The 26,076-nt window shown below is 71.6% G+C and carries 26 protein-coding genes and 1 tRNA gene; 8 read left to right on the forward strand and 19 right to left on the reverse strand.

Translation table 11 applies throughout. The features are described from left to right. Genes ACTWPW_RS03810 through ACTWPW_RS03825 form a run of 4 tightly spaced genes read right to left on the reverse strand, consistent with a single transcriptional unit; the run spans position 1 to position 3,027 of the window. Positions 1–1,152, reverse strand: coding sequence for a DUF418 domain-containing protein (locus ACTWPW_RS03810; protein ID WP_443167954.1), 1,152 nt, complete (start codon positions 1,150–1,152; stop codon positions 1–3). Positions 1,153–1,189: 37 nt separating this feature from the next. After that, the gene (locus ACTWPW_RS03815) at positions 1,190–1,840 is read right to left on the reverse strand and encodes a GPP34 family phosphoprotein (RefSeq protein WP_443167955.1); all 651 of its coding nucleotides are present in this window, start codon (positions 1,838–1,840) and stop codon (positions 1,190–1,192) included. Continuing rightward, entirely contained in the window at positions 1,815–2,072 is a 258-nt protein-coding gene (locus ACTWPW_RS03820) for a hypothetical protein (RefSeq protein ID WP_375111213.1), read from the reverse strand. Before ACTWPW_RS03820 ends, ACTWPW_RS03815 begins: the two co-directional genes overlap by 26 nt. 4 nt (positions 2,073–2,076) lie before the next feature. Then, positions 2,077–3,027 carry an SPFH domain-containing protein gene (locus tag ACTWPW_RS03825; RefSeq protein ID WP_375111212.1) on the reverse strand — a complete coding sequence of 317 codons (951 nt, stop codon included), beginning with the start codon at positions 3,025–3,027 and terminating at the stop codon, positions 2,077–2,079. Between the two features lie 220 nt (positions 3,028–3,247). Between ACTWPW_RS03825 and ACTWPW_RS03830 the strand changes: the two genes are divergently transcribed. After that, positions 3,248–3,928: a DUF4097 family beta strand repeat-containing protein gene (locus ACTWPW_RS03830; RefSeq protein ID WP_375111211.1), complete on the forward strand. Its 681-nt coding sequence runs from the start codon at positions 3,248–3,250 to the stop codon at positions 3,926–3,928. 15 nt (positions 3,929–3,943) lie between these two features. Here ACTWPW_RS03830 and ACTWPW_RS03835 read toward each other — a convergent pair whose 3' ends face one another. Then, entirely contained in the window at positions 3,944–4,345 is a 402-nt protein-coding gene (locus ACTWPW_RS03835) for a cupin domain-containing protein (protein WP_443167956.1), read from the reverse strand. Between the two features lie 52 nt (positions 4,346–4,397). Between ACTWPW_RS03835 and ACTWPW_RS03840 the strand changes: the two genes are divergently transcribed. Further along, positions 4,398–5,381, forward strand: coding sequence for a helix-turn-helix domain-containing protein (locus ACTWPW_RS03840; RefSeq protein ID WP_443167957.1), 984 nt, complete (start codon positions 4,398–4,400; stop codon positions 5,379–5,381). Here the strand turns inward: ACTWPW_RS03840 and ACTWPW_RS03845 are convergent. The 3 genes from ACTWPW_RS03845 to ACTWPW_RS03855 all read right to left on the reverse strand — a co-directional run bounded on the left by ACTWPW_RS03845 (position 5,342) and on the right by ACTWPW_RS03855 (position 7,361). Then, the gene (locus tag ACTWPW_RS03845) at positions 5,342–5,539 is read right to left on the reverse strand and encodes a hypothetical protein (RefSeq protein WP_443167958.1); all 198 of its coding nucleotides are present in this window, start codon (positions 5,537–5,539) and stop codon (positions 5,342–5,344) included. The genes ACTWPW_RS03840 and ACTWPW_RS03845 overlap by 40 nt on opposite strands. Positions 5,540–5,681: 142 nt before the next feature. Continuing rightward, a complete protein-coding gene (locus ACTWPW_RS03850; RefSeq protein WP_443167959.1) occupies positions 5,682–6,446 on the reverse strand; it encodes a MerR family transcriptional regulator in 765 nt (254 codons plus the stop codon). A 93-nt stretch (positions 6,447–6,539) separates the two neighbouring features. Further along, positions 6,540–7,361 (reverse strand): spermidine synthase, encoded by an 822-nt coding sequence (locus ACTWPW_RS03855; protein ID WP_364115702.1) that lies wholly within the window; start codon positions 7,359–7,361, stop codon positions 6,540–6,542. A 123-nt stretch (positions 7,362–7,484) separates the two neighbouring features. Between ACTWPW_RS03855 and ACTWPW_RS03860 the strand changes: the two genes are divergently transcribed. From ACTWPW_RS03860 to lat, 4 genes are all read left to right on the forward strand, one after another. After that, positions 7,485–8,945 carry a penicillin-binding transpeptidase domain-containing protein gene (locus ACTWPW_RS03860; RefSeq protein WP_443167960.1) on the forward strand — a complete coding sequence of 487 codons (1,461 nt, stop codon included), beginning with the start codon at positions 7,485–7,487 and terminating at the stop codon, positions 8,943–8,945. Positions 8,946–8,999: 54 nt separating this feature from the next. Beyond that, positions 9,000–9,647 (forward strand): PAQR family membrane homeostasis protein TrhA, encoded by a 648-nt coding sequence (trhA, locus tag ACTWPW_RS03865; RefSeq protein ID WP_443167961.1) that lies wholly within the window; start codon positions 9,000–9,002, stop codon positions 9,645–9,647. A gap of 69 nt (positions 9,648–9,716) precedes the next feature. After that, a complete protein-coding gene (locus ACTWPW_RS03870) occupies positions 9,717–10,259 on the forward strand; it encodes an HdeD family acid-resistance protein (protein WP_375111204.1) in 543 nt (180 codons plus the stop codon). Between the two features lie 63 nt (positions 10,260–10,322). After that, positions 10,323–11,591, forward strand: a complete 1,269-nt coding sequence (gene lat / locus ACTWPW_RS03875; RefSeq protein ID WP_375111203.1) for an L-lysine 6-transaminase — start codon at positions 10,323–10,325, stop codon at positions 11,589–11,591. A 17-nt stretch (positions 11,592–11,608) separates the two neighbouring features. Here lat and ACTWPW_RS03880 read toward each other — a convergent pair whose 3' ends face one another. Beyond that, entirely contained in the window at positions 11,609–12,829 is a 1,221-nt protein-coding gene (locus ACTWPW_RS03880; RefSeq protein ID WP_443167962.1) for an NAD(P)/FAD-dependent oxidoreductase, read from the reverse strand. 162 nt (positions 12,830–12,991) lie between these two features. Here ACTWPW_RS03880 and ACTWPW_RS03885 point away from each other — a divergent pair, with 162 nt between their 5' ends. Continuing rightward, entirely contained in the window at positions 12,992–13,663 is a 672-nt protein-coding gene (locus ACTWPW_RS03885) for a helix-turn-helix domain-containing protein (RefSeq protein WP_443167963.1), read from the forward strand. A 57-nt stretch (positions 13,664–13,720) separates the two neighbouring features. Here the strand turns inward: ACTWPW_RS03885 and ACTWPW_RS03890 are convergent, their stop codons facing one another. The 8 genes from ACTWPW_RS03890 to ACTWPW_RS03925 form a co-directional block, all read right to left on the reverse strand. After that, a complete protein-coding gene (locus tag ACTWPW_RS03890) occupies positions 13,721–13,915 on the reverse strand; it encodes a helix-turn-helix domain-containing protein (protein ID WP_345388833.1) in 195 nt (64 codons plus the stop codon). Positions 13,916–14,101: 186 nt separating this feature from the next. Then, positions 14,102–14,177, reverse strand: a tRNA-His gene (locus ACTWPW_RS03895). Between the two features lie 68 nt (positions 14,178–14,245). Continuing rightward, on the reverse strand, positions 14,246–14,839 hold the full coding sequence (gene orn / locus ACTWPW_RS03900; protein WP_364115515.1) for an oligoribonuclease: 594 nt from the start codon (positions 14,837–14,839) through the stop codon (positions 14,246–14,248). Between the two features lie 68 nt (positions 14,840–14,907). Next, positions 14,908–16,029 (reverse strand): DUF2510 domain-containing protein, encoded by a 1,122-nt coding sequence (locus ACTWPW_RS03905; RefSeq protein ID WP_443167964.1) that lies wholly within the window; start codon positions 16,027–16,029, stop codon positions 14,908–14,910. 49 nt (positions 16,030–16,078) lie between these two features. Further along, positions 16,079–17,437, reverse strand: coding sequence for a hypothetical protein (locus tag ACTWPW_RS03910; RefSeq protein WP_375111199.1), 1,359 nt, complete (start codon positions 17,435–17,437; stop codon positions 16,079–16,081). A 22-nt stretch (positions 17,438–17,459) separates the two neighbouring features. Further along, a complete protein-coding gene (locus ACTWPW_RS03915; RefSeq protein ID WP_443167965.1) occupies positions 17,460–19,130 on the reverse strand; it encodes a serine/threonine-protein kinase in 1,671 nt (556 codons plus the stop codon). A 108-nt stretch (positions 19,131–19,238) separates the two neighbouring features. Continuing rightward, positions 19,239–21,602, reverse strand: coding sequence for a serine/threonine-protein kinase (locus ACTWPW_RS03920; protein WP_443167966.1), 2,364 nt, complete (start codon positions 21,600–21,602; stop codon positions 19,239–19,241). 85 nt (positions 21,603–21,687) lie between these two features. Further along, positions 21,688–22,326, reverse strand: coding sequence for a pyridoxamine 5'-phosphate oxidase family protein (locus ACTWPW_RS03925; protein WP_375111196.1), 639 nt, complete (start codon positions 22,324–22,326; stop codon positions 21,688–21,690). 71 nt (positions 22,327–22,397) lie between these two features. On the opposite strand from ACTWPW_RS03925, the gene pdxR reads away from it, so the two are divergent. Beyond that, positions 22,398–23,819, forward strand: coding sequence for a MocR-like pyridoxine biosynthesis transcription factor PdxR (gene pdxR / locus ACTWPW_RS03930; RefSeq protein ID WP_443167967.1), 1,422 nt, complete (start codon positions 22,398–22,400; stop codon positions 23,817–23,819). Here the strand turns inward: pdxR and ACTWPW_RS03935 are convergent. Together ACTWPW_RS03935 and ACTWPW_RS03940 are read right to left on the reverse strand one after the other, a co-directional pair. After that, positions 23,755–24,879: a DegT/DnrJ/EryC1/StrS family aminotransferase gene (locus tag ACTWPW_RS03935; protein WP_443167968.1), complete on the reverse strand. Its 1,125-nt coding sequence runs from the start codon at positions 24,877–24,879 to the stop codon at positions 23,755–23,757. The two genes, pdxR and ACTWPW_RS03935, sit on opposite strands and share 65 nt — an antisense overlap. After that, positions 24,876–25,913, reverse strand: coding sequence for a GNAT family N-acetyltransferase (locus ACTWPW_RS03940; protein ID WP_375111193.1), 1,038 nt, complete (start codon positions 25,911–25,913; stop codon positions 24,876–24,878). The genes ACTWPW_RS03935 and ACTWPW_RS03940 overlap by 4 nt, the downstream gene beginning before the upstream one ends. Positions 25,914–26,076: the final 163 nt, after the last annotated feature.

Consider the following 26,076-nt stretch of genomic DNA (forward strand, 5'->3'; position numbering starts at 1 on the left):
TCAGCGGTAGGCCAGGCGGCGCAGCAGGATCTCGGCCGGGCCCCGGTGACCGACGCGCCGCATCAGGTCGGCGAGGTACAGCGAGACCAGCCACGTGCCCGCCGCCACGGCCGTGGCGCCCGCGAGGCCGAGCTCGTCCTCCAGCCCCAGGCCGAACGGGTAGAAGACCAGGACGAACGCGACGGACTGGAAGAGGTACAGGCTCATCGAGCGCCGGCCGAGGGCCTCGACCATCGTGGTGAGCCGGTTGCGGCGGCGGGCGGCCCCGATCGCGACCAGGGCGACGAGGCCCGCCATGCCGATGCCGCCGGCGTAGCCGGTGAGGGGCTGCGCCAGCACCGCCGCCCACAGCGCCGCCTGCGACGGCTCGGCCCACGCGCCGGTCTGGATGAGGGCCGCCGGGACGCCGCCGGCGACGGACACGGTGGTGGTGATGACCGTGGCGCGGATCAGGAACCCCCGATGGCGTACGGGCTCGTCCAGGAAGCGGCGCCGCGCCGCCCACATCCCCAGCACGACCCCGGGGATGACCGCGACGACGGCCACGACCAGGCCGAAGGGCCAGGCGATCAGCCGCTCGGGGAGCAGCTCCCAGAAGCCCCGGCCGCCGGCGGCGACGGTTCCCGCGGTATAGGTGGAGATGTCCCGCCCCAGCGCGAACCACATGCCGGCCCCGACGATGAGCGTCGCGGGCACCAGGGTGAGCCCCGCCGTCCACAGCAGGCTCGCGTCCCCGCGCCGCAGCAGGCCGACCAGCAGGACGGCGGCGAGCCCGTACACGCCGAGGATGTCGATCGGGACCAGCACCACCGTGTGGACGATCCCGATCGCGATCAGCCACCAGCCGCGCCGGCGCAGCAGCTTGCGGGCGCTCACCCAGCCGTCGCCCCCCTGCAGCCGCCGGTCGAGCAGTTGCACCAGCGCGTACCCGAACAGGAACGCGAACAGCGGCCGCGCGTGGTTGTTGACGAAGAGAAGGTGGAAGAAGTCCGTGATCGCGTTGGCCGCGGCCGGGCCGCGATGGACGTCGGTCACGAAGAGCGGTGCGTGCGCGAAGGCGATGGCCAGTAACATCGCGCCGCGGGCCAGGTCAGGGGCCAGCGCGCGCCCGGCCGTGCGTGGCCCGGACGGTGCCTCGATGGACGTGGTCATGTGGTTCCCTCCCCAAGGGTTGCCGTGATTCGTCGGGTCAACCCGCTTCGGCCGCCGCCTTGGCCGCCTGCAGGCTCTTGCGCAACGCGACGGTGATCGGCTCGACGGGTCCGGACAACTGCTGGATCCGGTCCGTACGCAGCTCCCGGCGGGACTGCACCACCGTATTGAGCCGGGCCGTCGCGGCCAGCGCGGCCAGGACGCGGACGTCCTGGTCCAGGCGGGCGACCGGCTGGCCGCCGCGGATGGCCCGGCCGACGCGCTCGGCGAGCCTGCGCGACAGGTACGCCTTGCGCGGCGTGATCCGCTCCACCGGGAAGAGCAGGATCCGCCGCCGCTCCACCCGGATCAGCCCGGCGGCCGCCAGCTCGTCGCGGACGACGCCGACCGCCTTGCCGTTGTGCTTCTGCACCCACCGCTGCCAGGAGCGGGCCCGCGGCGAGGCGGAGATCTGCTCCCAGACGATCGCCGGCAGGGTGCCGGAGCCGGCGCCGGGCGGGGCGGTGAGCGCCCGCACCTTGCCCGACTCGTCCGCCAGGTGGCCCGCCAGCAGCAACTCGGCGAGCGCGGTCGCGCGCAGCAGGTAGCCCAGCTCGCCGCGGCCGGTCAGCTTCTCTTTCCGCAGGTCGAAGGCCAGCAGGAAGGCCGACCTCGTCAGCGTCTCATCCGGTGTCACCAGCGTCTCCATCCGCCCGCTCCTCTTCCTGATCTTCCTGGTCGGAGTCCTCCGGGCCCTTCCTGGGCCGCCCGCGGGGACGCATCCGCCCCACCCCGTCCGGCAGGCGCCCGGCCTCGGAGAGCGCCCTGCGCAGCAGGAACTCGATCTGGGAGTTCGTGCTGCGCAGCTCGTCGGACGCCCACCTGGCCAGCGCGTCGTGCACCACCGGGTCGAGCCGCAACAGGATCTTCTTGCGCTCCACGGTGTTACTGGTAGAGCGTGCCGGCGTTGACCACGGGCTGGGTGTCGCGGTCACCGACCAGCACCACGAGCAGGTTGCTCACCATGGCCGCCTTGCGCTCCTCGTCCAGCTCCACCACGTCGTGCTCGGCGAGCTTGGCCAGGGCCATCTCCACCATGCCGACCGCGCCCTCGACGATCCGCTGCCGGGCCGCCACCACCGCGCCGGCCTGCTGGCGGCGGAGCATCGCGTGGGCGATCTCGGGTGCGTACGCCAGGTGGATGATGCGGGACTCGATGACCTTCACCCCGGCGGAGGACACCCGGGCCCCGATCTCCGCGGACAGCCGCTCGTTGATCTCGTCGGCGTTGTCCCGCAGCGACAGCCTCGGCTCGCCGTGGGCGTCGTACGGGTAACTGCCGGCGATGTGCCGCACGGCCGTCTCGGCCTGGATGGCCACGAACTCCACGAAGTCGTCCACCTCGAAGACCGCCTGCGCGGTGTCGCGCACCTGCCAGACCACCACGGTCGCGATCTGGATCGGGTTGCCGTCGGCGTCGTTGACCTTCGTCACGTCCGTCTCGTGGTTGCGGATCCTGGTGGACACCCGCCGGCGCACCGTGATCGGGTTGACCCACTGGAAGCCGGGGGTGCGCAGGGTGCCGACGTACCGGCCGAGCAGCTGCACCACCCTGGCCTCGCCCGGCGCCACCGCCGTGAGCCCGAAGAACATGACGAACCCGATCACGGCCACCAGGCAGCTCGCGAGGAGCACCCACAGCCCGCCCTGCCCGGCCCCCGTGGCGAGCATGACGATCCCGGCGACGATCCCCGCGATCCCGATGAGCTCCAGCGCCGTCGCCACGCTCGCCATCACGAACCCGTTAGCCGCGCGCACCGGGCGCTCGCTCGTGTGCGGCGCGGGCATGTCCACGACGGTCCCCTCAAGCGCGACCCCGCCCGATGTGTTCGTCATCGGCAACACCCTTCTGTTGTGACTTCACCTTGCTAGCAAAGTGATATCACTTTTTGGGCGGCGCGGGAAGCCCCGTCTTTGGTAGGGCTGGCCCCACCAGGGATCGGGGTGTCGGCGGCAATGCCCTTCGGGGCGCGGCTTTCTAGGGTTGTTACATGCCGTCTGCTCGGTACATCCGGATCACACAGAATTGAGCATCATGATGAGGAAGAGAACGGCGATGACCGCGGGTCTTCTCGGGCTCGCGACGGTGCTGACCGGATGCGGCCTCGGCCCCACCGAGCAGGACACCGCGTCGTACGACGTCACCGACAAGGTGGCCGGGCTGCAGGTCCAAGCCGATTCCGGCACCGTGGAAGTGGTCGAGTCGGATCGCGCGGGCATCCACGTGACCGAGCGGCTGACCTGGCGCAAGAACAAGCCGGAGACCCGGCACGAGGTGCGGGGCGACACGCTGGAGCTGGGCTTCGACTGCCCCACCACGTGGGGGCTGGCCGCCGCGGCCACGTCCTGCGACGTCAGCTACCAGGTGGAGGTGCCCAAGGGCCTTCGCGTCAAGGTGGGCTCCGACTCCGGGGACCTCGTGCTGCGGGATCTGTCGGGCGAGCTGGAGGCCACGAGCGACTCCGGGGCCATCGAGGCCAGCGGGCTGACGGTCAGGCAGGTCGTCACGAAGACCGACTCCGGTGACATGACCCTGACCTTCGCCGGGCAGCCCGACAAGGTCACGACCGCCACCGACTCGGGCAGGACCGAGATCCACGTGCCGCAGGGGCCGTACAACATCGTGGCCAAGACCGACTCGGGCAACAAGGACATCAGCGCCGCCGGCGACCCCTCGGCCCGGCGCTCGATCGAGATGTCCAGCGACTCGGGGGACTTCGAGGTCGCCACCCCCTGACGGCGGGAACGTGGGTCAGGACGGGCGGTGCAGCTCGTGCCCCGTGGTGGCGTCGATGTGGCCGGGTACGGGTTCGTGCCGGTCGCCGACGGACGGGGTGCCGGTCGGCTCGAACATCAGGATCGAGGCCCCGCCCGCCGACGAGGGTTTGTGCTCGACGCCGCGCGGCACCACGTACACCGCCCCGGTGGGCAGGGTGACGACCCGCTCGCCGCTCGCCTCCCGCAGGGCGATGCGCAGCTCGCCGTCCAGGACGAGGAAGAACTCGTCGGTGTCGTCGTGGGCATGCCAGATGTGCTCGCCCGCCACCTTGGCGATGCGGACGTCATAGTCGTTGACACGGGTGACGATCCGCGGGCTCCAGAGGGCGTCGAAGGCGCTCAGTGCGGTCGTCAGATCGATGGGTTGGCTGGTCACAGACCTATCGTCGAGGTTGGCGGCTGGCCCGCGCGAGTGCTAGGAATTGCACATGTCGCATCGATCCTCGCACTGGCGCCACCACGTCGTCGTGATCGCCGACGAGGGCTCCAACCCGTTCGAGCTGGGCGTGGCGACCGAGCTGTTCGGCCTGCGCCGCCCGGAGCTCGACCGCCCCTGGTACGACTTCACGATCTGCGCCCCGCACCTGGACGTACGGATGCACGGCGGCATGTTCACCCTCTCCGGCACCGCCGGCCTGGAGGCGGTGGACGGCGCCGACACGGTGATCGTGCCCAACCGCCCCGATCCCGAGACCCATCCCTCCCCGGCCGTGCTCGACGCCGTGCGGCGGGCGGCCGGGCGCGGCGCGCGGCTGGTGAGCTTCTGCACCGGAGCGTTCACGCTGGCGGCGGCGGGCGTGCTCGACGGCCGGCCGACCGCCACCCACTGGCGCTGGGCCGCGCTGTTCGCGGCCCGCCACCCCGAGGTCCTGCTGCGGCCGGACGTCCTGTTCGTGGACGACGGCGACGTGCTCACCGCCGCGGGCAGCGCGGCGGCGCTGGACCTGGGCCTCCACCTGATCCGCCGCGACCACGGCGCCGAGGTGGCCAACGCCGTGAGCCGCCGCCTGGTGTTCGCCGCCCACCGCGACGGCGGCCAGCGCCAGTTCATCGAGCGCCCGGTGCCGCCCGTGCCCGACACCTCGCTCGCGCCCGTGCTCGCCTGGGCCCAGCAGCACCTGGACCGCTCGCTGACCGTGGCAGACCTGGCCGCCCGCGCCGCCGTCAGCCAGGCCACCCTGCACCGGCGTTTCCAGACCGAGCTCGGCACCACCCCGTTGGCCTGGCTCACCGCCGAGCGCGTGGCGCTGGCCTGCCGGCTCATCGAGCGCGGCGAGCTGCGGCTGGACGCGGTCGCGCGGGCTGCCGGCCTGGGCACGGCCTCGAACCTGCGGACCCAGATGCGGCGGCGCACGGGCCTCAACCCCACGGCCTACCGCCGCCGGTTCGGCCCGGCGGTCCGCGCGACCTGACCCGGCGACCCACTGCGCACCGTCTCCTCCGCCAGCCCCGACCCCCGCTCCCGCGCGCCCAGCCGCGCCGCCACGGTGGCGTCGCCGGCCGTGAGCAGCACGCCGACGACCCGCGTACGGCCGCCCATGGCACGGGTGACGAGCTCGCTCTCCAGCACGCTGACCGTGTTCGTGTAGATGAGCCGCCGGTGGCCGAGGGCGGCGTAGTTGGCCCAGACGGCGGCCAGGTTCCGCTCGGTGATCCTGCTCCGGTGCGGGTCTCGGGGGTCGCCGCCGGACGGCCGGTGCGCTGGCGTGGGCTCAGCTCAGCCGGGCGTGCGCGTAGGCGGTCATGGCGTCGCGCATGTACGCGGCCAGACCCTCGGCGATCCGTTCGTAGTTCACCCGGAACCGCTCCTCCTCGGCCTGCATCCCGGCCAGGTGCAGATACTGGGCCACCGTCGGCGTCCACGACTCGGTCAGGTGCCGGTAGTGGACGTCGAGCTCGGCGAGAACCTCCGGGGCGCCGGCGGGGGTGCCGGCCAGCATGTGCTCGGCCAGCCGGACCATCCCCGCCGTCGCCTCCCGCTGCATCCGCTCCAGCTCCTGCGGGGTGCGATCGTTCAGGAGCTCCTGCTGCCCGCTCTCCTGCCAGTGCTCCGGCCACCGCTCACGAGCGTCGGCGGCGTAGCGGGCGCTGTCGAATCCCTCGAACAGGTTCTCCGGCCGGCTGATCCTGGACATCGTCTTCCCTTCGTCGCGCTGAAGTTCGGCGATGGTGCGCTCGACCATGCGGGCGACCGCGTCCAGCCGGTCCCGCTCCGCCAGCAGGCGCCGGTGGTGCTCGCGCAGCGCCGCGACGGGATCGGTGTGCCGCTCGACGATCCCCTTGATCTCGCTCAGGCCGAGGCCCAGCTCCCGCAGCACGAGGATCTGCTGCAGGCGCAGCAACTGGTGCTCCTCGTAGTAGCGGTAGCCGTTCGCGCCGACCCGTGCGGGCGGGAGCAGCCCGATCTCGTCGTAGTGGCGCAGCGTACGGGACGTCACGCCCGACATCTGGGCCACCTGCGCGATCGACCACTCCATGCCCGGCTCACCCTTCCTCGTCCATCGCCGAGCCGGTGCGTTTCCGGCTCGTTCACGACCGTAGAAGTTGCCGCAACGAGAAGGTCAAGCGCGTCAGCCGAAGACGGCAGGGGGTGGCACCGGGGCCAGGACGGGGTCGCCGTCCTTGATGGGGGCGGCGCCGGCGATGAAGTTCGTCAGCGCCTCCCCGTGTACGCACCGCGCCTGCGTCAGGCCCCCCGCCGCCCTCCGGGACAGCAGGTCCACCGGCAGCTCGGTACGCGAGGCGGCCACGATCAGGTTGCCGAAGCGGCGCCCTCGCATGATGCCCGGCTCCGCCAGCAGGGCCACGTGGCGGAAGGTGCCGGTCACCGTGGCCAGCAGGCGCTTGGCGAAGGCGAGGCCCTTGCCGTCGGCCATGTTGATCAGCAGGGTGCCGTCCGGGCGGAGGATGCGTGCGATGTCCCCCATGTAGTCGGCCGTCGCCAGCTCGACCGGCATCGTCGCCCCCGTGAACGCGTCCAGCACCACCAGGTCGGCCGTGGCGTCCCAGACCTTGGCGGTGCCCTCGCGGCCCCCGGCGACGATGACCTTCAGCCGGGGCACCGATCGCAGGCCGAGCTGCTCGCGTACGAGGTTGACCAGCAGGCCGTCCGGTTCGATCACGATGTGCCGGGAGCCGGGGCGGGTGGCGGAGACGTAGCGGGGGATCGTGCAGGCGCCGCCGCCCACGTGGACACAGCTCAGCGGCCCGTCTGACAAAAGGTCGATCACATCCGCCATGAGTCGTACATACTCAAATTCCAGAAATGTCGGGTCTTGTAGATCTACATACGACTGAGGTACGCCATCCTTGGACAGCACCCAGCCGTCCTGCCTGTCCAGGTCCCGGAGAAGTTCGACCTCGCCGAACGTCACCGGATACAGGCCGGGCATCGGTTCCCGCTGTCCACGTGCCACGTCTGATCCCCTCCTGGGAGAAACCGTATGCGACGACGAAGGCTGATTGTGCTCGTTATCGCACTTGTCGCGGTAGTCGGGGCGGGTGCCTTCGCGTTCATGGCGTCGAACCGGATCAAAGGGAGCGCCTCCCAGACGGCCGCCGCCTATTTCGCCGCCTGGCGCAAGGGCGACGTGTCGGCCATGGCACGGCTGGTCTACCGGGCTCCGGCCGACTTCGTCGTACGGCATCGCCAGCTGAGCGACGAGCTCCACGTCGAGTCCATCCAGCTCACCCCCGGACAGTTGAGGAGCACGGGGGAGGGGGCCGCCGAGGTGCCGTTCGCGGGGGTGCGGGAGCTCAGCGAGTTCGGGGCGTGGCCGTTCGACAGCACGTTGCGGCTGGGCGTACGCGATCGGGCCTGGAAGGTGCTGTGGGCGCCCGAGACGCTGCACCCGCTGCTCAAGGAAGGCGGCACGCTGGAGCTGGGGGAGATCGACGCGTCGGCCGCCGAGCTGGTCACCAGCGAGGGCGACAAGATCCCGAACGACAGCTACGCCGACGCCTACCTCGACCCGCTCAAGCCCGAGTTCGAGCAGGCCAACCACGGCTGGGCGCTGGTGTCCAAGGTGCCCGGCCAGCCTGACAGGCAGCTGATGACCCGCGCGCCCGAGGCGAACGTCGAGCGCACCACCCTGTCGCGGTCGGTGCAGGCGGCGGCCGCGCGGGCGCTGGACGGCGTGGAGGACTCCACGATCATCGTCATCCGGCCCAGCACCGGCGAGATCCTCGCGCTGGCCGACCGGCTCATGGACAACTACAGCGCCGTGCGCGACGTCTTCCCGCCCGGCTCCGTCTTCAAGGTGATCACCGCGGCGGCGCTGCTCAAGGGCGGGCTCGACCCGGCGGCCCCGGTCCAGTGCCCCGGCAGCTACCAGATCCCCTTCCACCGGCTCTTCGTCAACGACGGCGAGGTGGATCGCGGCCCGGTCACCTTCGCCGACGCGTTCGCCCACTCCTGCAACACCACCTTCGTCGAGCAGGCCACCACCAGGCTCACCGCGGAGGAGTTACGCCGCACGGCGGACGAGTGGGGGTTCGGCCGGCCCATCGCGACCGGCATCGGCGGGACCTGCGGCACCGTCCCCGGCACCGACGACCTGGACATGCTCGCCGCCGACGCCATCGGCCAGGGGGAGGTCGTCGCCACCCCGCTCTGCATGGCCGCGCTCGCCGCCGCCGTGCAGAACGGCACCTGGCGCTCGCCGCGGCTGCTGTCGAAGGAGCAGGTACGCCGGATCGACGGCGTCCCGCACGGCGACGTCGTCATGGACGAGGGGATCGTGGCGGCCCTCAGGGACATGATGACGGCCGTGGTCGACTACGGGACGGCCAGCGACGCGGGGCTCCCGGAGGGCGTCTCGGGCAAGACCGGCACGGCCCAGGTGGAGGGCGAGACCTCGCACGCGTGGTTCATCGGGTACCGCGACGACCTGGCGTTCTGCGTGTTCGTGCGGCACGGCGGATCGGGGCGGTCGGCGGCCGTTCCCGTCGCGGCCCGCTTCCTCAACGGCCTGTGACCTCCGGCGGACCGCATAGGTGACGAAACTCGAACCTACGGTACCGTAGGTTACATGACGACCATCACCGTTAAGCCGAGGCTGCGAGGCTGGTTGCACACTGGAGCACTGCCCGTCACGCTGGTCGCGGGGTTCGTGCTCGTGGCACTCGGCCCCACTCTGCAGGCGCGCGCGGCCTCCGCGATCTACGCCGTCACCTCGGCCCTGTTGTTCGGCATCTCCGCCACCTACCACCGGAGCGAGCTCGGTCCCCGGCTGGCGGAGTTCCTGCGCAGGATCGATCATGCGAACATCTACTTGATCATCGCCGGGACCTACACCCCGTTCGCGCTGCTGGCGCTGGACGGAGTGGCCCGGGTGGCGGTGTTGTCCGTGACCTGGGGCGGCGCCCTGGCCGGGGTGTTGTTCCGGGTGTTCTGGATCAACGCGCCGCGCTGGCTCTACACGGTCCTCTACCTGGCGCTCGGCTGGACCGCGGTCTTCGTCATGCCGCAGCTCCTCGAGGGCGCCGGGGTGGCCGCCGTCGTGCTGGTGGCGGTCGGCGGCGTGTTCTACTCGGCCGGCGCCGTCGTGTACGGCCTGCGCCGCCCCGACCCCTCGCCCCGCTGGTTCGGCTTCCACGAGGTCTTCCACGCCTTCACCATCGCCGCCTACCTGGTGCAGTACATCGCGGTGTCGATCGTGGTCTACTCCCACGGGTGAGTCGCGGATCACCGACATTTGACCCGGTGCTGGTCTGTTTTCGGGTACGTCCCGGAAAGGCAGACCAGCATGGGAGAAATCTCTCGATCCTGGTGGCTGCTGCTCATACGCGGGCTGGCGGCCGTCGTCTTCGGATTCCTGGCACTCATCTGGCCTAAGATCACGCTGCTGGTCCTGGTGGCCTTCTTCGGCGCGTACGCCCTCGTCAGCGGCGTGTTCGAGCTGCTCGCCGGGTTCCGGCACGGGGCACGGTCCAGAACCTGGCTCATCATTTCCGGAATTATCGGCATTGTGGCTGGGATCGTGGCCCTCGTCTGGCCGGGCATCACCTCCCTCGCCCTGCTCTACCTGGTGGCCTTCTGGGCCGTCGTCACCGGCGTGTCCGAGATCGTGGCCGGCGTGCAGCTTCGCAAGGTCATCGACAACGAGTGGATGTTCATCGTCGGCGGAGCCCTGTCGGTGATCTTCGGCATCCTGCTGCTCGTCTGGCCGGGCGCGGGGCTGCTCAGCGTCGTCTGGCTGATCGGCGTCTTCGCGATCCTGTACGGCATCGCCATGATCGCCCTGTCGCTACGCGTGAAGAACTTCACTCCAGGGGCAGAGGTGCCGTAAATTTTGTATATATACCGGCGTTCTTCAGAAGGAACGTCAGGCAAGACCCGCTGTGGAGGCGCCATGGACGTACACACCCGCCTTGCCCGCCACCTGCTCGTCGACGGATACCGCCTCGTGCTCGATCTCGAGCTCAGCCGCGGCTCCTGGCTCGTTGACGCCCGAAACGGACGCCGATATCTGGACTTCTACACCTTCTTCGCCTCGGCCCCGCTCGGCGTGAACCCGCCCTTCGACCCCGACTTCACCCAGTTGCTCGGCCAGGTCGCCCGCAACAAGCCGGCCAACCCCGACATCTACACCGAGCACCTGGCGGACTTCGTCGACACCTTCGCCCGCGTGCTCGGCGACCCCGAGCTGCCGCACCTGTTCTTCGTCGAGGGCGGCGCCCTGGCCGTCGAGAACGCGCTCAAGACCGCCTTCGACTGGAAGAGCCGCCGCAACGAGGCCGCGGGCAGGTCGCGCGACCTGGGCACCAAGGTCATGCACCTCACCAAGGCCTTCCACGGCCGCAGCGGCTACACGCTCAGCCTGACCAACACCGAGCCGGGCAAGACCGACCGCTTCCCCAAGTTCGACTGGCCGCGGATCGACGTGCCCGCCGTGCACTTCGGCGACGTCGAGGCCGCCGAGGAGCGCGCGCTGGCCCAGGCGCGGGAGGCGTTCGACCGCCACCCGCACGACATCGCCTGCTTCATCGCCGAGCCCATCCAGGGGGAGGGCGGCGACAACCACATGCGCCCCGAGTTCCTGCAGGCCATGCAGGATCTGTGCCACCAGCACGACGCCCTGTTCATCCTGGACGAGGTGCAGACCGGCGGCGGCACGACGGGGACGCCGTGGGCGTACCAGCAGCTGGGGCTGGCCCCCGACGTGGTGGCGTTCGCCAAGAAGGTCCAGGTGGGCGGGATCATGGCGGGCCGCCGGGTGGACCAGGTTCCGGACAACGTGTTCCAGCAGAGCGGCCGGATCAACTCGACGTGGGGCGGCGGCCTGGTGGACATGGTGCGCAGCCGGGGCATCCTGGAGATCATCGAGCGCGACGGGCTGATCAACCGCGCCGGCACCGTGGGCGGCGTGCTGCTCGAACGCCTCACGAAGCTGGAGGCCGAGCGCCCCGAGGCCATGGCGAACGTACGGGGCCGCGGCCTGATGTGCGCCTTCGACCTGCCCGACCAGGCGGCCCGCGACGCCCTGGTGACCCGGCTCAGGGAGGACCACCAGGTCTTGGTGCTGCCCTGCGGACCCAGGTCCGTACGCCTGCGCCCGGCCCTGAACATCCCCGAGGCCGACCTCGACCACGGCCTGGCGGCGCTCTCCGCGGCGCTGTGAGGGCGGCGCTGTGAGGTCTACTGCGTGACGCTGGCCCTGCTGCGGTGGGGCCCGGCGTACCGCCAGAAGAAGTTGAGCAGCACGCTGACCCGGTTGCGCCCGCCCAGCAGGTACGCCACGTGCACGAAGATCCACACCAGCCAGGCGGGCAGCCCGCGCATCGTCAGCCCGTGCGACAGCTGGAGCACCGCCTCCGCCTTGCCCACCGTCGCCATGATCCCCGGATCGCGGTACGAGAACGGCCGCACCGGCCGCCCCTGGACCGCCGCCGCGATCTGCCGCCCCACGTGCTTGCCCATCTGGATCGCCGGCTGGGCGAGCTGCGGCAGCGGGACGGGCGGCCCGGCCAGGTCGCCGGCCACGAAGATCTCCGGGTGCTCGGGCACGTTCAGCGCCTCGGTGAGCGTGATCCGGCCGCCCTTGCCCTGCGGCAGGCCCCAGGCCCCCACCTCCGGGGGCGCGGTGACGCCCAGCGCCCACACGGTCACGTCGCTCGGCAGCCGCGTGCCGTCCTCCAGCACCACCGCGTCCGGCTCCACGGCGGCCACCGTGGAGCCCAGCCGCAGGTGTACGCCCCTCCTGGCCAGCGCCTCGGCCGCCGAGTCCCGCAGCCGCGGTTTGTACGGCGCCAGCACGAAGTCGAACCGCTCGACCAGCGTCACGCTCGTCTGGTCGGACCGCACCTCGGGATGCGTCAGCGGGATCGTGTACCGGCGCAGCTCCGCCAGCGTGCCCGCCATCTCCACCCCGGTCGCCCCGGCGCCCACCACCACGACGTGGGTGCTCTTCCGCCGCCCGGCCGCCGTGTCCTCCAGGTAGTGCTGCATCTCCCGGCGCAGCCGCGCCGCGTCGCCGAGCGAGTAGATCGGCAGCGAGTGCTCCCGCGCGCCCGCCACGTTGAGCCAGTTGGTGGTGACGCCGGTGGCCAGCACCAGGTAGTCGTAGTCGAGCCCGGTGCCGTCGTCGAACTCCACCCGCCGCTCCTCCGGCAGCACCTTGCTCAGCGCGGCCCGCCGGGCCCGCACGTTGGGCCATCTGGCGGCGAAGGTCCGGATCGGGTAGGACACGTCGGAGGTGCCCATCCCGGCCGTGGCGACCTGGTAGAGGAGCGGCTGGAACGTCGCGTACGGGTGGCGGTCGACGAGCGTCACCAGCGCCCCGCCCTTGGCCAGCTCCCGCGTCGCGGCCAGCCCGGCGAAACCCGCTCCGACGACCACGACCCGCGCTCTCTTCACCATGCCAGTCTCCTTCCCCCACAAGGGCGTCATGGATGCCTATGGCACCGCCAGCATCTCTTAAACCCCGCCGGCCGCGAAGCGCCCGAAAGGCCGGGTCCCGCATGCGGGGGCGAAACGCGGTTACGTTGACCCGGGAGAGGAGCCCGCGAGAGGAACTGCCGCATGTCTCTGCAAGTGACCACCATCGAACGCCTCGGCCGCCGGATCGCGCAGCGGCGCGACGCGCTGGGCCTCACCCGCGAGGACCTGGCGGAACGCTCCGGCCTCGAGGCCGGCTACGTCGCCTACATCGAGGGGGAGCCGGGCCCGTCGGTGCGCGAGGCGCTCACCAGGCTCGCCGAGGCGCTGGACACGACCATGGAGGACCTGCTCGGCGAGGTGGCCGACACGCCCGCCGGGGCCGGCCCCGCCGCCGCGCACCCCGAGCTGGTCGCGCTGGACGAGGGCGAGTGCCGGCGCCTGCTGGAGCCCGGGGGTGTCGGCAGGATCGCCTTCGAGGGCCGCTACGGGCCCACCGTGCTGCCGGTGAACTTCCGGCTGAGCGAGGGGGCCATCGTCTTCCGCACCGCCCCGGGCGGCACCACCGACCAGGACCTGCGTACGGGGATGCAGGACGTCGAGTACATGGTGGCCTTCGAGGTGGACCGGATCGAGGAGCTGACGCGCGGCGGTTGGAGCGTGCTCGTCCAGGGGTCGCTGCACCACGTCACCGAGGAGGAGGAGCGCGCGACGGCGGCCGCCACCGGGGTGGAGCCCTGGGCGGGAGGGGAGCGTCAGCAGTATCTCAAGATCATCCCGTGCCGCCTGACCGGCCGCCGCATCAAGCCCGGCTGAGCGTACGCGGGAAGGCCTTCTCGCCGCCGGCGAGAAGGCCGTGGGTGACGGCGGCGGCTACTCCTGGCGGGACAGCCATAACCCGATGGCCGTCACCCTGGAGTCGACGCCGAGCTTGGCGTAGATGCGGTTGACGTGGTTCTTGACGGTCTTCTCACTGAGGAACAACCGTTGTGCTATTTGTCCGTTGGACTGGCCTGTCGCGATCAGGTCCATGACCTCGGCTTCACGCTTGCTCAGGGACGTGAACACGCTATCGAACGCTGCGTCGTCGACTCTCATCCGGCCTCCGGGGGCGCGCAGACGGTCAGATCGCCGATGGCCCCCGTGCTTCCGGCGTTAGCGGTAGACAGCGAGCATAACCCGCATTGTCATGTTTTGGGGCCGTTGCCGGGAGAAAACGACAACGGCCGGTCCCGAAGGACCGGCCGTTCGCGCTGGGGTGAGTGAAGGGACTTGAACCCTCGACATCCAGGACCACAACCTGGCGCTCTACCAACTGAGCTACACCCACCATGGCCGCCTGCGGTGAAGCGGCACAGGAAAAGTGTAGCGGGATTCGGGAGTCTTTACGCCACTCCTTTAGCCGCTGACACGCTCTGCCAGGGCTCTCGCGGTCGTCGAATCAGGTCCGGGCTGGCCCACGAAGATGGCCGCGCGGTAGTAGCGCAGCTCCCTGATGCTCTCCGTGATGTCGGCCAAAGCCCTGTGCCCGCCTTGCTTTTCGGGCGCGGCGAAGTAGACCCGCGGGTACCACCGGCGCACCAGCTCCTTGATCGACGACACGTCGATCATCCGGTAGTGCAGATATGCATCCACCCCGGGCATGTCGCGCGAGATGAACGTGCGGTCGGTGCCGATCGAGTTGCCGCACAGCGGCGCCTTCTTCGGCTCGGGGACGTGCCGGCGGATGTAGTCGAGCACGAGGGACTCGGCCTCCGCCAGCGTCACCCCGCCGGCCAGCTCGGGCAGCAACCCGGACGCGGTGTGCATCTCGCGCACGACCTGCGACATCTGCTCCAGCGACTCCGGCGGCGGCTTGATGACCACGTCGACGCCCTCGTCCAGCTGATTGAGCTCGCTGTCGGTGATGACGCACGCCACTTCGACGAGCGCGTCCCGGCTGAGGTCGAGCCCGGTCATCTCGCAGTCGATCCACACCAGCAAGTCACTCATACGATCTCCTCGCCCAGCGGCTCGGAGCAATCCGCCCGCTTGTTACCTCACCAGCCTAGTGCCACCGGTTACGCGGGCTTGAGCGAGCCGAGAACCTGGCTGACCACGTCGGTGCCCAAATTGTCGGGAACGGAGATGTAGACGATGGCCGGGCTCTGGCCTTCGCCACGATCCATGAGCACGATCGCCCCGTTCTCCTTCTTCCACTTGTAGCCGTTCTCCTCCGAGACCTTGGTGAAGTCCAGCTCGAACTGCAGCACCCACGCGTCCCGGTCGCCGATCTTCATCGCCTTGTCCTGGACGACCTTGCTCTCGTGCGCGAGCGCGTAGTACCTGGTGGTGAAGTCCACGAAGACGGCCTTGGCCGTGTCGCCCAGCCCGGAGGCGCCGGAATAGGGGTAGAGCTCGTTGAGCAGCCCCGTGAAGACGTTGCCGATCCAGTCGCCCTTGCCGTCGTACTTCGCGTGCGAGACGGCCTTCACCGCGGCCGTCCACTGCTGCTCGGTCGGGCTGCCGTTGTTGATCTCGGTGTACGGCGGCACCGTCCAGTCCTCGGGCACCTGGAACGAGATGCCGCTGCGCGGATCGGTGACGACGTCGCCCGCCGGCTGCGGGAACTCACCGCCCTGGCTGGGCAGTGGCTCCTGGGACGGCGGGTCGTTGCTGGGCGGCTCCTGCGACTCGAACGTGTCCGTCGGCGTGGGCCGCGACGCGGTCGTGGTGCCGTCCTGGTTGATGAAGAAGATCCCGGCCACCACGATGAGCGCGACCACCACCAGCGCCGCCAGCCCGCCGAACACCCAGGGCAGCGGATTGCCCTGCTTGGGCGGCGGCCCGTAGCCGGGCCCCGGCAGTTGGGCGCCGCTCCACGGCTGCTGCGGCGGCTGCTGCTGCTGAGTGGGCGGTGCGGGCTGGCCGTAGGCGGACTGGCCGTAGGTGGGCCGGCCGAACTGGAGCGTGGGGTTCGCCGGCGTCGCCGACCAGCCGGGGCCGGACTGGGGCTGCGGCTGGGGCTGCGGCTGGGGTTGGGACTGGGGCTGCGGCTGGGGCCCTGAGGCCGGTTGCTGGGGCTGGGCCGGTCCCTGCTCCTGGGCGTGGGTGGCGTCGGTCCACTGGTTGCCGTCCCACCAGCGGAGCTGGGGCTCTCCGTAGGGGTCCGGGTACCAGCCCGCGGGGGTCTGCGTGGTCATGTTCGCCAGATTAGTAAGAACCGCTTTGATATGCATTGCTGGGCGGAGATCAGCACTTGTACGTGAAGCTCGCCTTGTCGGTGCGCGCCGGACCCGGGGTGATGATCTTCAGGGTGGCCGTGGCCTTGACGCTGCTCTTCCCCCGCAGCGTCCACCGCAGCGGCACCGAGTACGACGTCTGATCGGAGTTCGTGCGCAGCGTCCCCTTGACGACCTCCTTGTCCAGGTTCTTGCGCCACTCGTAGGTGATCTCGCCGGGCGCCCCGTTCGTGACGACGGTGCCCGTGATCAGGACGGCGCTGTTGCAGCCCTGGGTCTTCTTCGGCGCCACCACGTTGATCGACTTGACCGCCAGGTCCGGCGCGTTCCCCAGCGTGAACCAGGCCACGATCGCCCCCGCCATGACGGCCGCGAACACGGCGCTGGACAGGATCGTCCGCCGCCGCCGCGCCCGCGAGGCCTTGGCCAGTCGCCCGCCGGGCCGGTGCACGGTGGACGCCTCGTCGCGCCCGGCCCGCCAGATCCGCTCGGCCGGCGTCTCGGGCTGCTGCGCCTGCGTGCCGACCCCGGGCCCGAACCGGACGGGCCCCGCCGACCGGCCGGGGACGTGCAGGAGCGTGACGATGTCGCCCTCGTCCCGCGGCGGCACGATCGGCGGCTGCGCGTACGCCGGCGGCTGCGCGAACGCCGACCTCCCGCGCGCCGCCCGGGCCAGCCCGTCCCTGCTGATCCGGCCCCCGGGCAGCGTCCCGCGCTCGTTGACCAGCGTGTCCCGCGCGGTGCCCAGCCCCAGGGTGCCGGCGGCGGCCGCGACCCGCTCGAACAGCCCGGCCGCCTCGGGCGCGCTCTGCCCGAAGGCGGCGGCCATGCCCCGGGCCAGCGACGCCCAGCCCGCGGCGTCGCGCTCGCGCGGCGATTTCCGCCCGCGGATGGCGTCGGACAGCCCCCGCTCCGAGAGCAGCGAAACGCCCTCCGCGGTGATCACCACCGTGCCGGGGTGCACCGAGCCGTGCGTGACCCCGGCGGCGTGCAGCGCCAGCAGCGTCTGTGCGGTCTCCACCAGCACGGACGCCGCCCCGCCCGGGTCGACGGGACCGGCGGCGAGCAGGTCGGCCAGGGTGGGGCTGACCGCCTGCGCGGTCAGCAGCCAGACCTGGTCGCCCGCCGCCACCACGTCGGCCACCGGGATCAGCCCGGTGAGCCCGGCCAGCACCAGCCGCTGGTCGGTCATGACCGCCTGCACGACGCGGTCGCGCACGCCGGGCAGGCCGACGATCTTGGGATCGAAGAGCAGCGCCCCCGCCCTGCGCCCGTCAGGTGAGATGGCGTCGATCCAGTTGCCGAGTTCGGTCATCCAGGTGTGCTCGGTGAGCCGGAATCCGGCGATACCGTTCACAGGGTTGTTCATCGCCGTCTGCCCCCCGGCGCGTTCAGCGCTTCCTTCTGTGCCGTCCCGCCATACGGCGCTTCACCGCAAGTGTGACGGGTAGTGCGCCCGTCGTCATCAGGCCGAGGGCAACCAGTGCGGCTTGGGCCTTTCCCACGGCGTCGAGCCTCGGTGGACCCTCCTGCGTCGGCTCCCCGCCAGTCGGCTGCTCGCTCAGGGTCGGCTGGTCGCTGCCCGGCCCTTCGCTGCCGCTGGGGGTCGGCTCGCCACGGGTCGGCGAGGCCGTGACCGTGGCCGGCGGGCGGGTCGGAGGGCGCGTGGCGGTAGGGGTCGGGGTGGGGGTGGCGGGCGGGTCGTCGCCCTCGGGCTCGCCGATCTTGCCGCTGTTCTGCGGGTCAGGGGTCGGCGTGGCAGTGGGGGTCGGTGTGGGCTTCTTGGTCTTGGGCGGCGTCTTGACCGGGGTGGGCGTGGGCGTGGGCGTCTTCGTCTTGGTGGGCTGGGTGCCCGTGGGCTGGACGGCCGGGGGCGCGTCGCTGTCCGTGGCCGTCGGGGTGGGCTCCGGCGTGGTCTCGTCGAGGGTGGGCTCAGGCTCCTCCTCCGTGGTGTCCACGGGCTCGGGCGTGGCGGGCACCGCCGTGGTCGGCGTGACCTGGCTGGTCTGCGCCGCCAGCTCCGGCTCGTCCGGTCCCGAGCTGGCGATGATCACGACAGCGGCGACCAGCACGCCCACGGAGACGGCGCCGATGGTGAGCTTGGCGGGCAGCCTGCTCAGGATGCGCGACGGCTCCTTGAAGCGGGTCTCGGCGAGCGCCGTCTCCGTCTGGGCCGGCTCGTCGAGCGCGCTCGGGAAGAGCAGCACCAGCAGGCCGGCGAGGGCCGCCAGGCGGCGGCGCCCGCGCTCCTCCCAGTCCGGGCCGTACGCCTCGGCCGCGACGGCCTCCAGCTCGGTCAGGAACGCCTCCGCCGACGGCGGGCGCTCGGCCGGGTCCTTGGCCAGGCCGCGCTGGACCAGCCCCTGCAGCGGCGCGGGCACCTCCTCCACGGGCGGGGGCGTGCTCTGGTGCTGGCGGGCCAGCGCCGCCAGGTTGGGGGAGCGGAAGGGGCGCATGCCCGTCAGGCATTCGAAGAACACGACGGTGGCCGCGTACACGTCGGTCGCGGGTCCGGCGGGCCCGCCCGACCACTGCTCGGGCGCCATGTACGGCGGCGTGCCCGCGGCACTGGCGCCCTCGCCCGCCCGGACCGCGATGCCGAAGTCCACGAGCTTGCTGGTGCCGTCGCCCTGCACCATGACGTTCTCGGGTTTGAAGTCGCGGTGCACGACCCCGATCGCGTGCGCCGAGGCCAGGCCCTGGAGCGAGCCCTTGAGCACGGCCAGCGCCGCCTCGGGACCGGTGGGCCCCTCGGACCTGAGGAGCTCGCGCAGCGAGACCCCGTTGATCAGCTCCATGACGATCGCCGCGCCCTGCCCGGCCTCGACGTAGTCGATCAGCCGGGCGTGGTACGCGCTCTGGAGCGTGCCCAGTAACCGCGCCTCGTGCCGGAACCGGGCGACGAACCCGACATCGGATCTCAGCTCGTCACTGAGATATTTGATGGCCACCTCGACGCCGTCGTAGTCGCGCCTGGCCAGGACCACCCGACCGGCCGCACCCGAGCCCAGCTCGCGGATCTCGGTGTAGCCGGGGACCCCCCATGGCCCATCACCGTACATAACGGTCTCCTCTGGAGTTCAGTGGGCCCCCACCCTCATCAAACGGTCCGTAGCTTAACCAGAGGGAACCGCTTTCCCGCTACTGATATCCCGACATGCGGATAAATGTCACTCAACAGTGCCGGGCGAGTCAGGGCTCGGCGTCTCCTTCGGCGGCGGTTCCTCCTCCTGGCACGCGGGTGTGCTGCCGCTGCGGCTGTCGCTCCCGTTGGCCGCCGCCGGGTCGGTGGAGGCCGTCACGGACCACTTCGTGCCGCAGGGCAGCTTCTCGCGGTAGGCGAAGTTCTGGCTGTAGGAGGTCTCGCCGGACAGGGTGACCGTCTGCGTGTCCCCGCCCTCGCCGGCCGCGAACCGCACGGTGAGCCGTACCGGCTGGGTGTTCGCCGTGCTCACCCTGACCTGCGCGACGATCCCGGCCCCCGCGCTCGCCTCGACGATCGAGACCTGCCGCACCTGCGGCGGGCAGGGCACCGAGGTCCGCGCGGTGTCGGTCCTGCCGCCCGCGCTCACCTGCACCGACAGCGTCGACCCGCAGGGGCGGGCCCTGAAGGTGTGGGCGAACGACTCGCTGTAGGAGGTCCGGCCGGACAGGTTCGCGGTACGCGTGCCGACCGCCTCGCCGTCGACCGTGAACCGGGCCCGGACGGGGATGTCCCCGGTGCCGCTCGCGGTGACCCTGACCCGGGCGGTGGCGGTGCGGCCGGGCGCGGCGGGCAGGTCGAGACTGACGTTCAGGCCGGTCACCCTGGTCGGACAGGGTGGCACGGACAGGGACGCCGTCCTGGCGCCGCCGGAGGCCGCGGGGGAGGTGGTGACGGTCAGCGTGACCGTCCTGCCGCACGGGCGCTCGCCCATGGACCAGGTCAGCGTGCGGGTGTAGGTCCTGGCGCCGCTCAGCCGTACGCGCTGGGTGCGGCCGTCGGCGCCCGGGGCCGCCCAGGTCGCGGTGGCGGTGACGGCGTCGGTGCCGCTCGTGCGCAGGGTGACCGTGCTGCGGGCGACCGCGTCCGCGCCGATCGTGATGTCGCCCACGCTCACCGCGAGGACCGAGGTGACCGGTGGCGGCGGCTCGTCCGTGATCGTCCGCGTCAGGGTCGGCGTGGGTGTGGGTGTGGGTGTGGGTGTGGGAGTGGGGGTCGGCGTCGGCGTCTTGGCGGTGGGGGTCCTGGTCGGGGTGGGGCTCTTGGTGGTGGCCGGGGGTTTCGAGGTCGCGGGGCGCTCGCCGGGCTCGGTGGTCTCGGGCTCGGCCTCGGGTTCGGTGGCCTCGGGAGAGCTCTGCGGCACTACCTGCGGCGTGGTCCCGGGCTCGGTCTCCGGCGTGCTCTCCGGTGTGGATCCGGGCGTGGATTCGGGCGTGGATTCGGGCGGTGACTCGGGTGTGGTCGGCGGGCCGGAGACCGGCGCCGTCGTGATCTCGCTCGGCGGTACGGCCGCCGCCGCCCCGAACGCCTGCTCCGGCGGCGGCTGCCGGTTGACCAGCACGACCACCACCGCCACGGCCGCCGCCGCGGTCAGCGCGCCGCCCATCGCCACCCGCCGCGCGTTCGAGCGCAGCCCGCGGAACACCGTCCTGGCCAGTGACGTGCTCACCTCGGGCGGGGCCGGCTGCGGCGTGGGCAGCAGCAGGGCGAGCAGGGCCACGAGCGCGGCCAGCCGCCGCCTGCCCCGCTCCTCCCAGTCCTCCCCGTACGCCGCGCGCGCCACGGCCTCCAGCTCCGCCACGAACGCCGGCGCGCTCTCCGGCCGCCGCGCAGGGTCCTTGGCCAGCCCGCGCCGCACCAGCTCGCGCACCGGCTCGGGCGCGTCGTGGAAGGGCACCGGGGCGTGCACGTGCTGGTAACCCAGGACGCTCGGCTCGGTGGACCGGTACGGCCGGTGCCCGGTCAGGCACTCGAAGAAGACGGCCGTGGCCGCGTACACGTCGGTCGCGGGCGAGGCCGGCAGCCCCTCCCACAGCTCGGGCGCCATGTAGGGAGGCGTGCCCTCGGGGTGCGCGGTCGTGCCCTGCCGTACCGCGATGCCGAAGTCGACGAGCTTGCTGATCCCGTCGTCGCGTACGAGCACGTTCTCGGGCTTGTAGTCCCGGTGCACCAGCCCGAGCTGGTGCGCCTTCGCCAGGCCCAGCAGCGAGCCCTTGAGCACGACCAGGGCGGCCTCGGGCTCGGTCGTGCCGTTCTCGCGCAGCAGCGCGCGCAGCGAGACGCCGTTGACCAGCTCCATCACGATGGCCGCGCCACCGGCCTCCTGGATGTACTCCCACATCGTGGCGATGTTCGGATCGCGCAACGTGGTCAGCAGTCGTGCCTCCGACTGGAACCTGGCCAGGGCGGAGGGATCGTGCCGCAGTTCCTCGGACAAGTACTTGATCGCGACCTTGACGCCGGTCCCGTCGTGCACAGCCATCGTCACGCGCCCGCTGGCGCCCGTCCCGAGCTGCTTGATCTCTGTATAACCGGGAGCGCTCCACTCCATATGCCTCTCCCATCAGGAGCCGGCCCACCTGATGAGACGTGCGATCAAGGAGTCGGGTTTTCCAGGTGGTTCCGGATTCATGGAACTACTCCCGATGGAGGATGTGAACAGGCGCGTCGATACCTTCTGGGAGCACCGAATCGGGCTCGGGCGCGCCCCACGACGTGACCAGGGGCAGCACGCCGGCCCACACCGGCAGGTCGTAGTCCTCCTCCTCGTCCTTCGGCCCGCCGTGCCGCATCTTGACCGATGCCTCCTCCAGTGACAGCGCCAGCACGGCCGTGGCGGCCAGCTCCTTGCGCGACGGCTTGCGCACGTAGTCCCACTGGCCCGGCGCGAGCTGCTCGGCCAGGGCCCGCAGCCCCTCCATGCGCTCGTCGGGGTCCGTCACCAGCCGGGCCGGGCCGTAGATGATCGCCGAGCGGTAGTTGACGGAGTGGTGGAAGATCGAGCGGGCCAGCACGATGCCGTCCAGGTGCGTGACCGTCACGCAGACGTCCGTGCCGTCGCCGGCGCGCAGCGACGTCGCGCCGGTGGAGCCGTGCAGGTAGAGGGTCTCGCCGACGCGCCCGTAGCCGGTGGGCACGACCATGGGGTGGCCGTTCACGACCACACCCAGGTGGCAGATGAGGCCGGTGTCGAGCACCTCGTAGAGGTCGTTCCTGTCGGTGCTGCCGCGCTGCTTCTCGCGGCCCAGGGTGGTACGCGGTGTGGTGGAGAGCATGATTCGACCGTAACGACGAAGTGGACCTATCCTGTAGGGCCACTACCAGGCCCTTCATAGAGACCACTTTCGTGCGCACCCATGTTGACCTGCCGGTGTCCCTGTCGCGGGATACGGCCGAACCGCTCACCACGCAGCTCGCCGGCTGGCTGCGCCACGCCATGCTGGACGGCACGCTGGCCCCCGGCGAGCGGCTGCCCTCCACCCGGGCCCTGGCCGCCCAGCTCGCGGTGAGCAGGACCGTGGTGACGGAGGCGTACCAGCAGCTCTACGCGGAGGGCTGGCTGGACGGGCGGCACGGCTCGGGCACGTTCGTGGCCGAGATGGAGGCGACGCCCAGGCCGCCCAGGGAGAGCGCGTACGTCCCCGCCCCGCCGCCGCCCCCGGCCGACTGGATCGACCTGCGGCCCGGCCAGCCCTGGGTGCGCGACTACGACCGCGCGGCGTGGAAGCGGGCCTGGCGCCGGGCCGCCGACCTGCCGCCCGGCGACTCACCCGACCCGTACGGCCTGCCGCACCTGCGCGAGCTGCTCGCCGACCACCTCAGGCGCGCCCGGGGCATGGCCGTCGGCCCGGAGAACATCCTGGTCACCCGGGGCACCGGCAACGGCCTCGACCTGTGCGCGCTGGCCCTGCTCGGCCCCGGTGCCAGGGCCGGGGTGGAGGATCCCGGCTACCACGTGGCACGCACGGTGTTCGCGGCCAGGGGCGCCGAGGTGGTGCCGTGCCCGGTGGACGCGGACGGCGTGATCGTCGACGGCCTCCCCGGCGACCTGCGCGTGCTCTACACCACGCCCGCCCACCAGTACCCGCTGGGCGGCCGGCTGCCGATCCCGCGCAGGGAGCGGTTGCTGGCCTGGGCCGGGGCCACGGGCGCGACGATCGTGGAGGACGACTACGACGCCGAGTTCCGCTACGACGTCGCCCCGCTGCCCGCGCTCTACGGCCTCGACCCCTCCCGGGTGGTGCTGCTCGGCACGCTGTCCAAGATCCTCGCGCCGGACGTGGGCGTGGGCTGGCTGGTCGGCGAGCCCGGGCTGCTGGGCCGGATCGCCGGCCTGCGCCGCGCGGTGGGCGACCGCACCAGCGGCCCCGTGCAGCAGGCCGTGGCCACCCTGCTGGAGCGCGGCGACATCGACCGGCACCTGCGCCGGATGCGCCTGGAATATGCCCGCCGCCGCGCCGCCGTCGTCGAGATCCTCGGCCCGGTCTGCCGCCTGCGCGGTGACACGGCCGGGCTGCACGTCCTGGCCGAGCTGCCCGCCGCCGTGGTGCCCGGCCTGGTCGAGCGGGCCAGGGAGCGCGGCGTCCTGCTCGACTCCACCGGCCGCCACCATCACGGCGACCTGAGCCTGCACGGCGTGGTGATCGGGTACGGCTCCGCCTCCCTGCCCGACATCCGGCGCGGCTGCCGGACTCTGGCCGGGCTCATCCGTACGGCCCGGTCCGGGGCGGCTGCAGGCGGCGCAGCACGGGCAGCGAGCGGGCGGTGAACATCGGGTCCACCGGGAGCACATGGCGGGCCCACCAGCGCGCCGGGCGCGGGTCGGGGGAGGGCTCGGCGAAGGCGGGGGCGTAGTCGTCGTACGGCGGGTCGTACAGGTAGCCCGTCGAGACCCCGTTCCGCTCCAGTTCGGCGATGGCCGCGTCCCGGTCGCGCACCAGCAGCGGCACCCGGAACAGCGGCCGGGAGAGGTCGTCGAGCACGGCCGGCGCGACCGTGGGCAGCTCGGCCAGGCGCTGCACGCCCGCCAGCCGGCGCGCCCGGTCGCCGGGGACGGTGGTCAGGCGCCGGCGCTGGTACCAGCGCACCAGGCGGCCCCGGCGGGCGCGGTAGCGGTGGAGGTCGGCGCGCACCCAGGGGTCGAAGGGCGGCAGCGCGGGAACCTGCTTGAGCGCGAGCTCCAGCCTCTCCGGGTCGAGGGCGATCCGGAAGCCCTCGCGCTTCTCCTGCAGGCCGAGGCGGCGCGTGAGCCTGAGCGCGGGGCGTACGAGGTCGAGCTTCAGCGCCGCCTGGCGGGCCATGGAGGTCGCGACGCTCATCAGGTCGGCCCGCAGCGAGCCCCGGGTCAGCAGCTCGTCGCGGGCCCGGGTCAGGGCCTTCAGGTCGGATTCGTCCTCGACGGCCAGCACGCCGCCCGAGCCGGCGCCCGGGTGCTTGGACAGGCTGAAGACCCCGGCCCGGCCGAAGGTCCCCAGCGGCCGTCCGCCGAGGTCGGTCTCCATCGCGTGCGCCACGTCCTCGATCAGCGTCTTCCCGGCCAAGGCGGGGGCGTCGTCGGGCAGGCCGTACAGGTTGGTCGTCAGGACCGCGTCCACCGCGGCGAGGTCGACCCGCGAGACGTCGATGTTGCCGTCACGGGGGGACAGCGGGGCGATCACCGGGCGCAGCCCGGCCGCCAGCACGAGGAAGAGGATCTCGTCGGCCGAGATCGGGGACATCAGCAGCCGCTGACCCGGCGGGCACCAGTGGCGTAGTGCCAGGTAGAGGCCGAGCCGGTTGGACGGTAGCGACAGGCAGTGACGGCCCGTGCGCTCTGCGATGCGTTTCACCCTTGTAGGACAGTACGCAGTCTTCCGTATGTTTTCAATGCCTTGTCAGCAGTTTTGAGCAACAACGGATTGGCCATCACGGTTGCCCGAGTTTTGCGGACCGGCACCCGCATCATCCAGTGGACGCCCGCCGCCGCGCCGACCCGGGCCACCCGGCCCTCGGCCACCTCCAGCTCGCCGTTCTTGAGCTTGTCCTTGTACTCCTTCTGGCCCCGGCCCATGTCGATGATCGCGATGCCGGACTCGGCGGCCCGCTCGGCCATCGCCAGATGGTGGATGAGGCCGGGGGAGTATTTCGCGAAGTGGGTGTCGTAGGCGGGGAACCAGCCGGCCAGCGTCGTGCGCGTGCGCAGCCCGAAGTGCCCGGCCACCGGCCGGTCGCCCACGTAGACCATGTCCAGCACCCCGGCGAAGCTCTCGGACTGGGTGGCCAGCAGCCGCTCCACCAGCTCCACGATCCACTGGTGCGCGAACCTGTCGGTGCGGCCGGTGCGGCGGTATTGGTCGGTCTTCCAGCCCAGCAGCGTGCGCAGCGGCGCCAGGTCGGTGGTCGCGTAGTCGTGGCGCATCGGCCCCGCCTCGCGCTGCAGCTTGCGCGACTTGGCCAGGGTGGACTTGTAGGTCTTGCCGGAGTGTCGCCTGAGCGTCTCCGTGTAGCGCTCCCAGCCGTCACGCAGGTCGATGATCGGCGACGGGTGCTTCTCGTCACGGCAGCTCAGCAGCGGCTGCCCGGACACGAGGTGGTCGAACTCGTAGACCGACAGCCCGCACGCCTTGATCAGCCGCTTCGGGTCGATCTCGAGGTCCTTGACGTACACCAGCCCCTGCGCGTCCGTCAGCCCGGCGGCGACCGGCTTGCCGATGCCCATCGGATGCCGCTCGAAGGGGAAGAAGCCCACGATTTCCGGACCGTCGTGGAGGACGGCGACGCGTACGACATCTCGGAGTTCGCCCACCGTGAGGGTGAATTCTGGTGACAGGAAGGGATTGTCGAAGGCGGCGTCGGCTTCCTGCAGGGCGCGCCATCGGCTCACTTCGGATCGGCCCAGTTCACGAGGTAGGGCAAGGGTGACGCGCATGGGCTCCTACTGTCAGCAAGCACTCTCTGTCCAGCAACGTGGCCAGGGGTGTACTGACAGGGTAAAGGATCTCGCCGGATGCCATAGCCGCAGCTCTGGGAACGTTACAGAACTCCCA

The organism is Nonomuraea sp. KM90 (assembly GCF_052246675.1).
In the GTDB taxonomy this organism is placed as follows: domain Bacteria; phylum Actinomycetota; class Actinomycetes; order Streptosporangiales; family Streptosporangiaceae; genus Nonomuraea.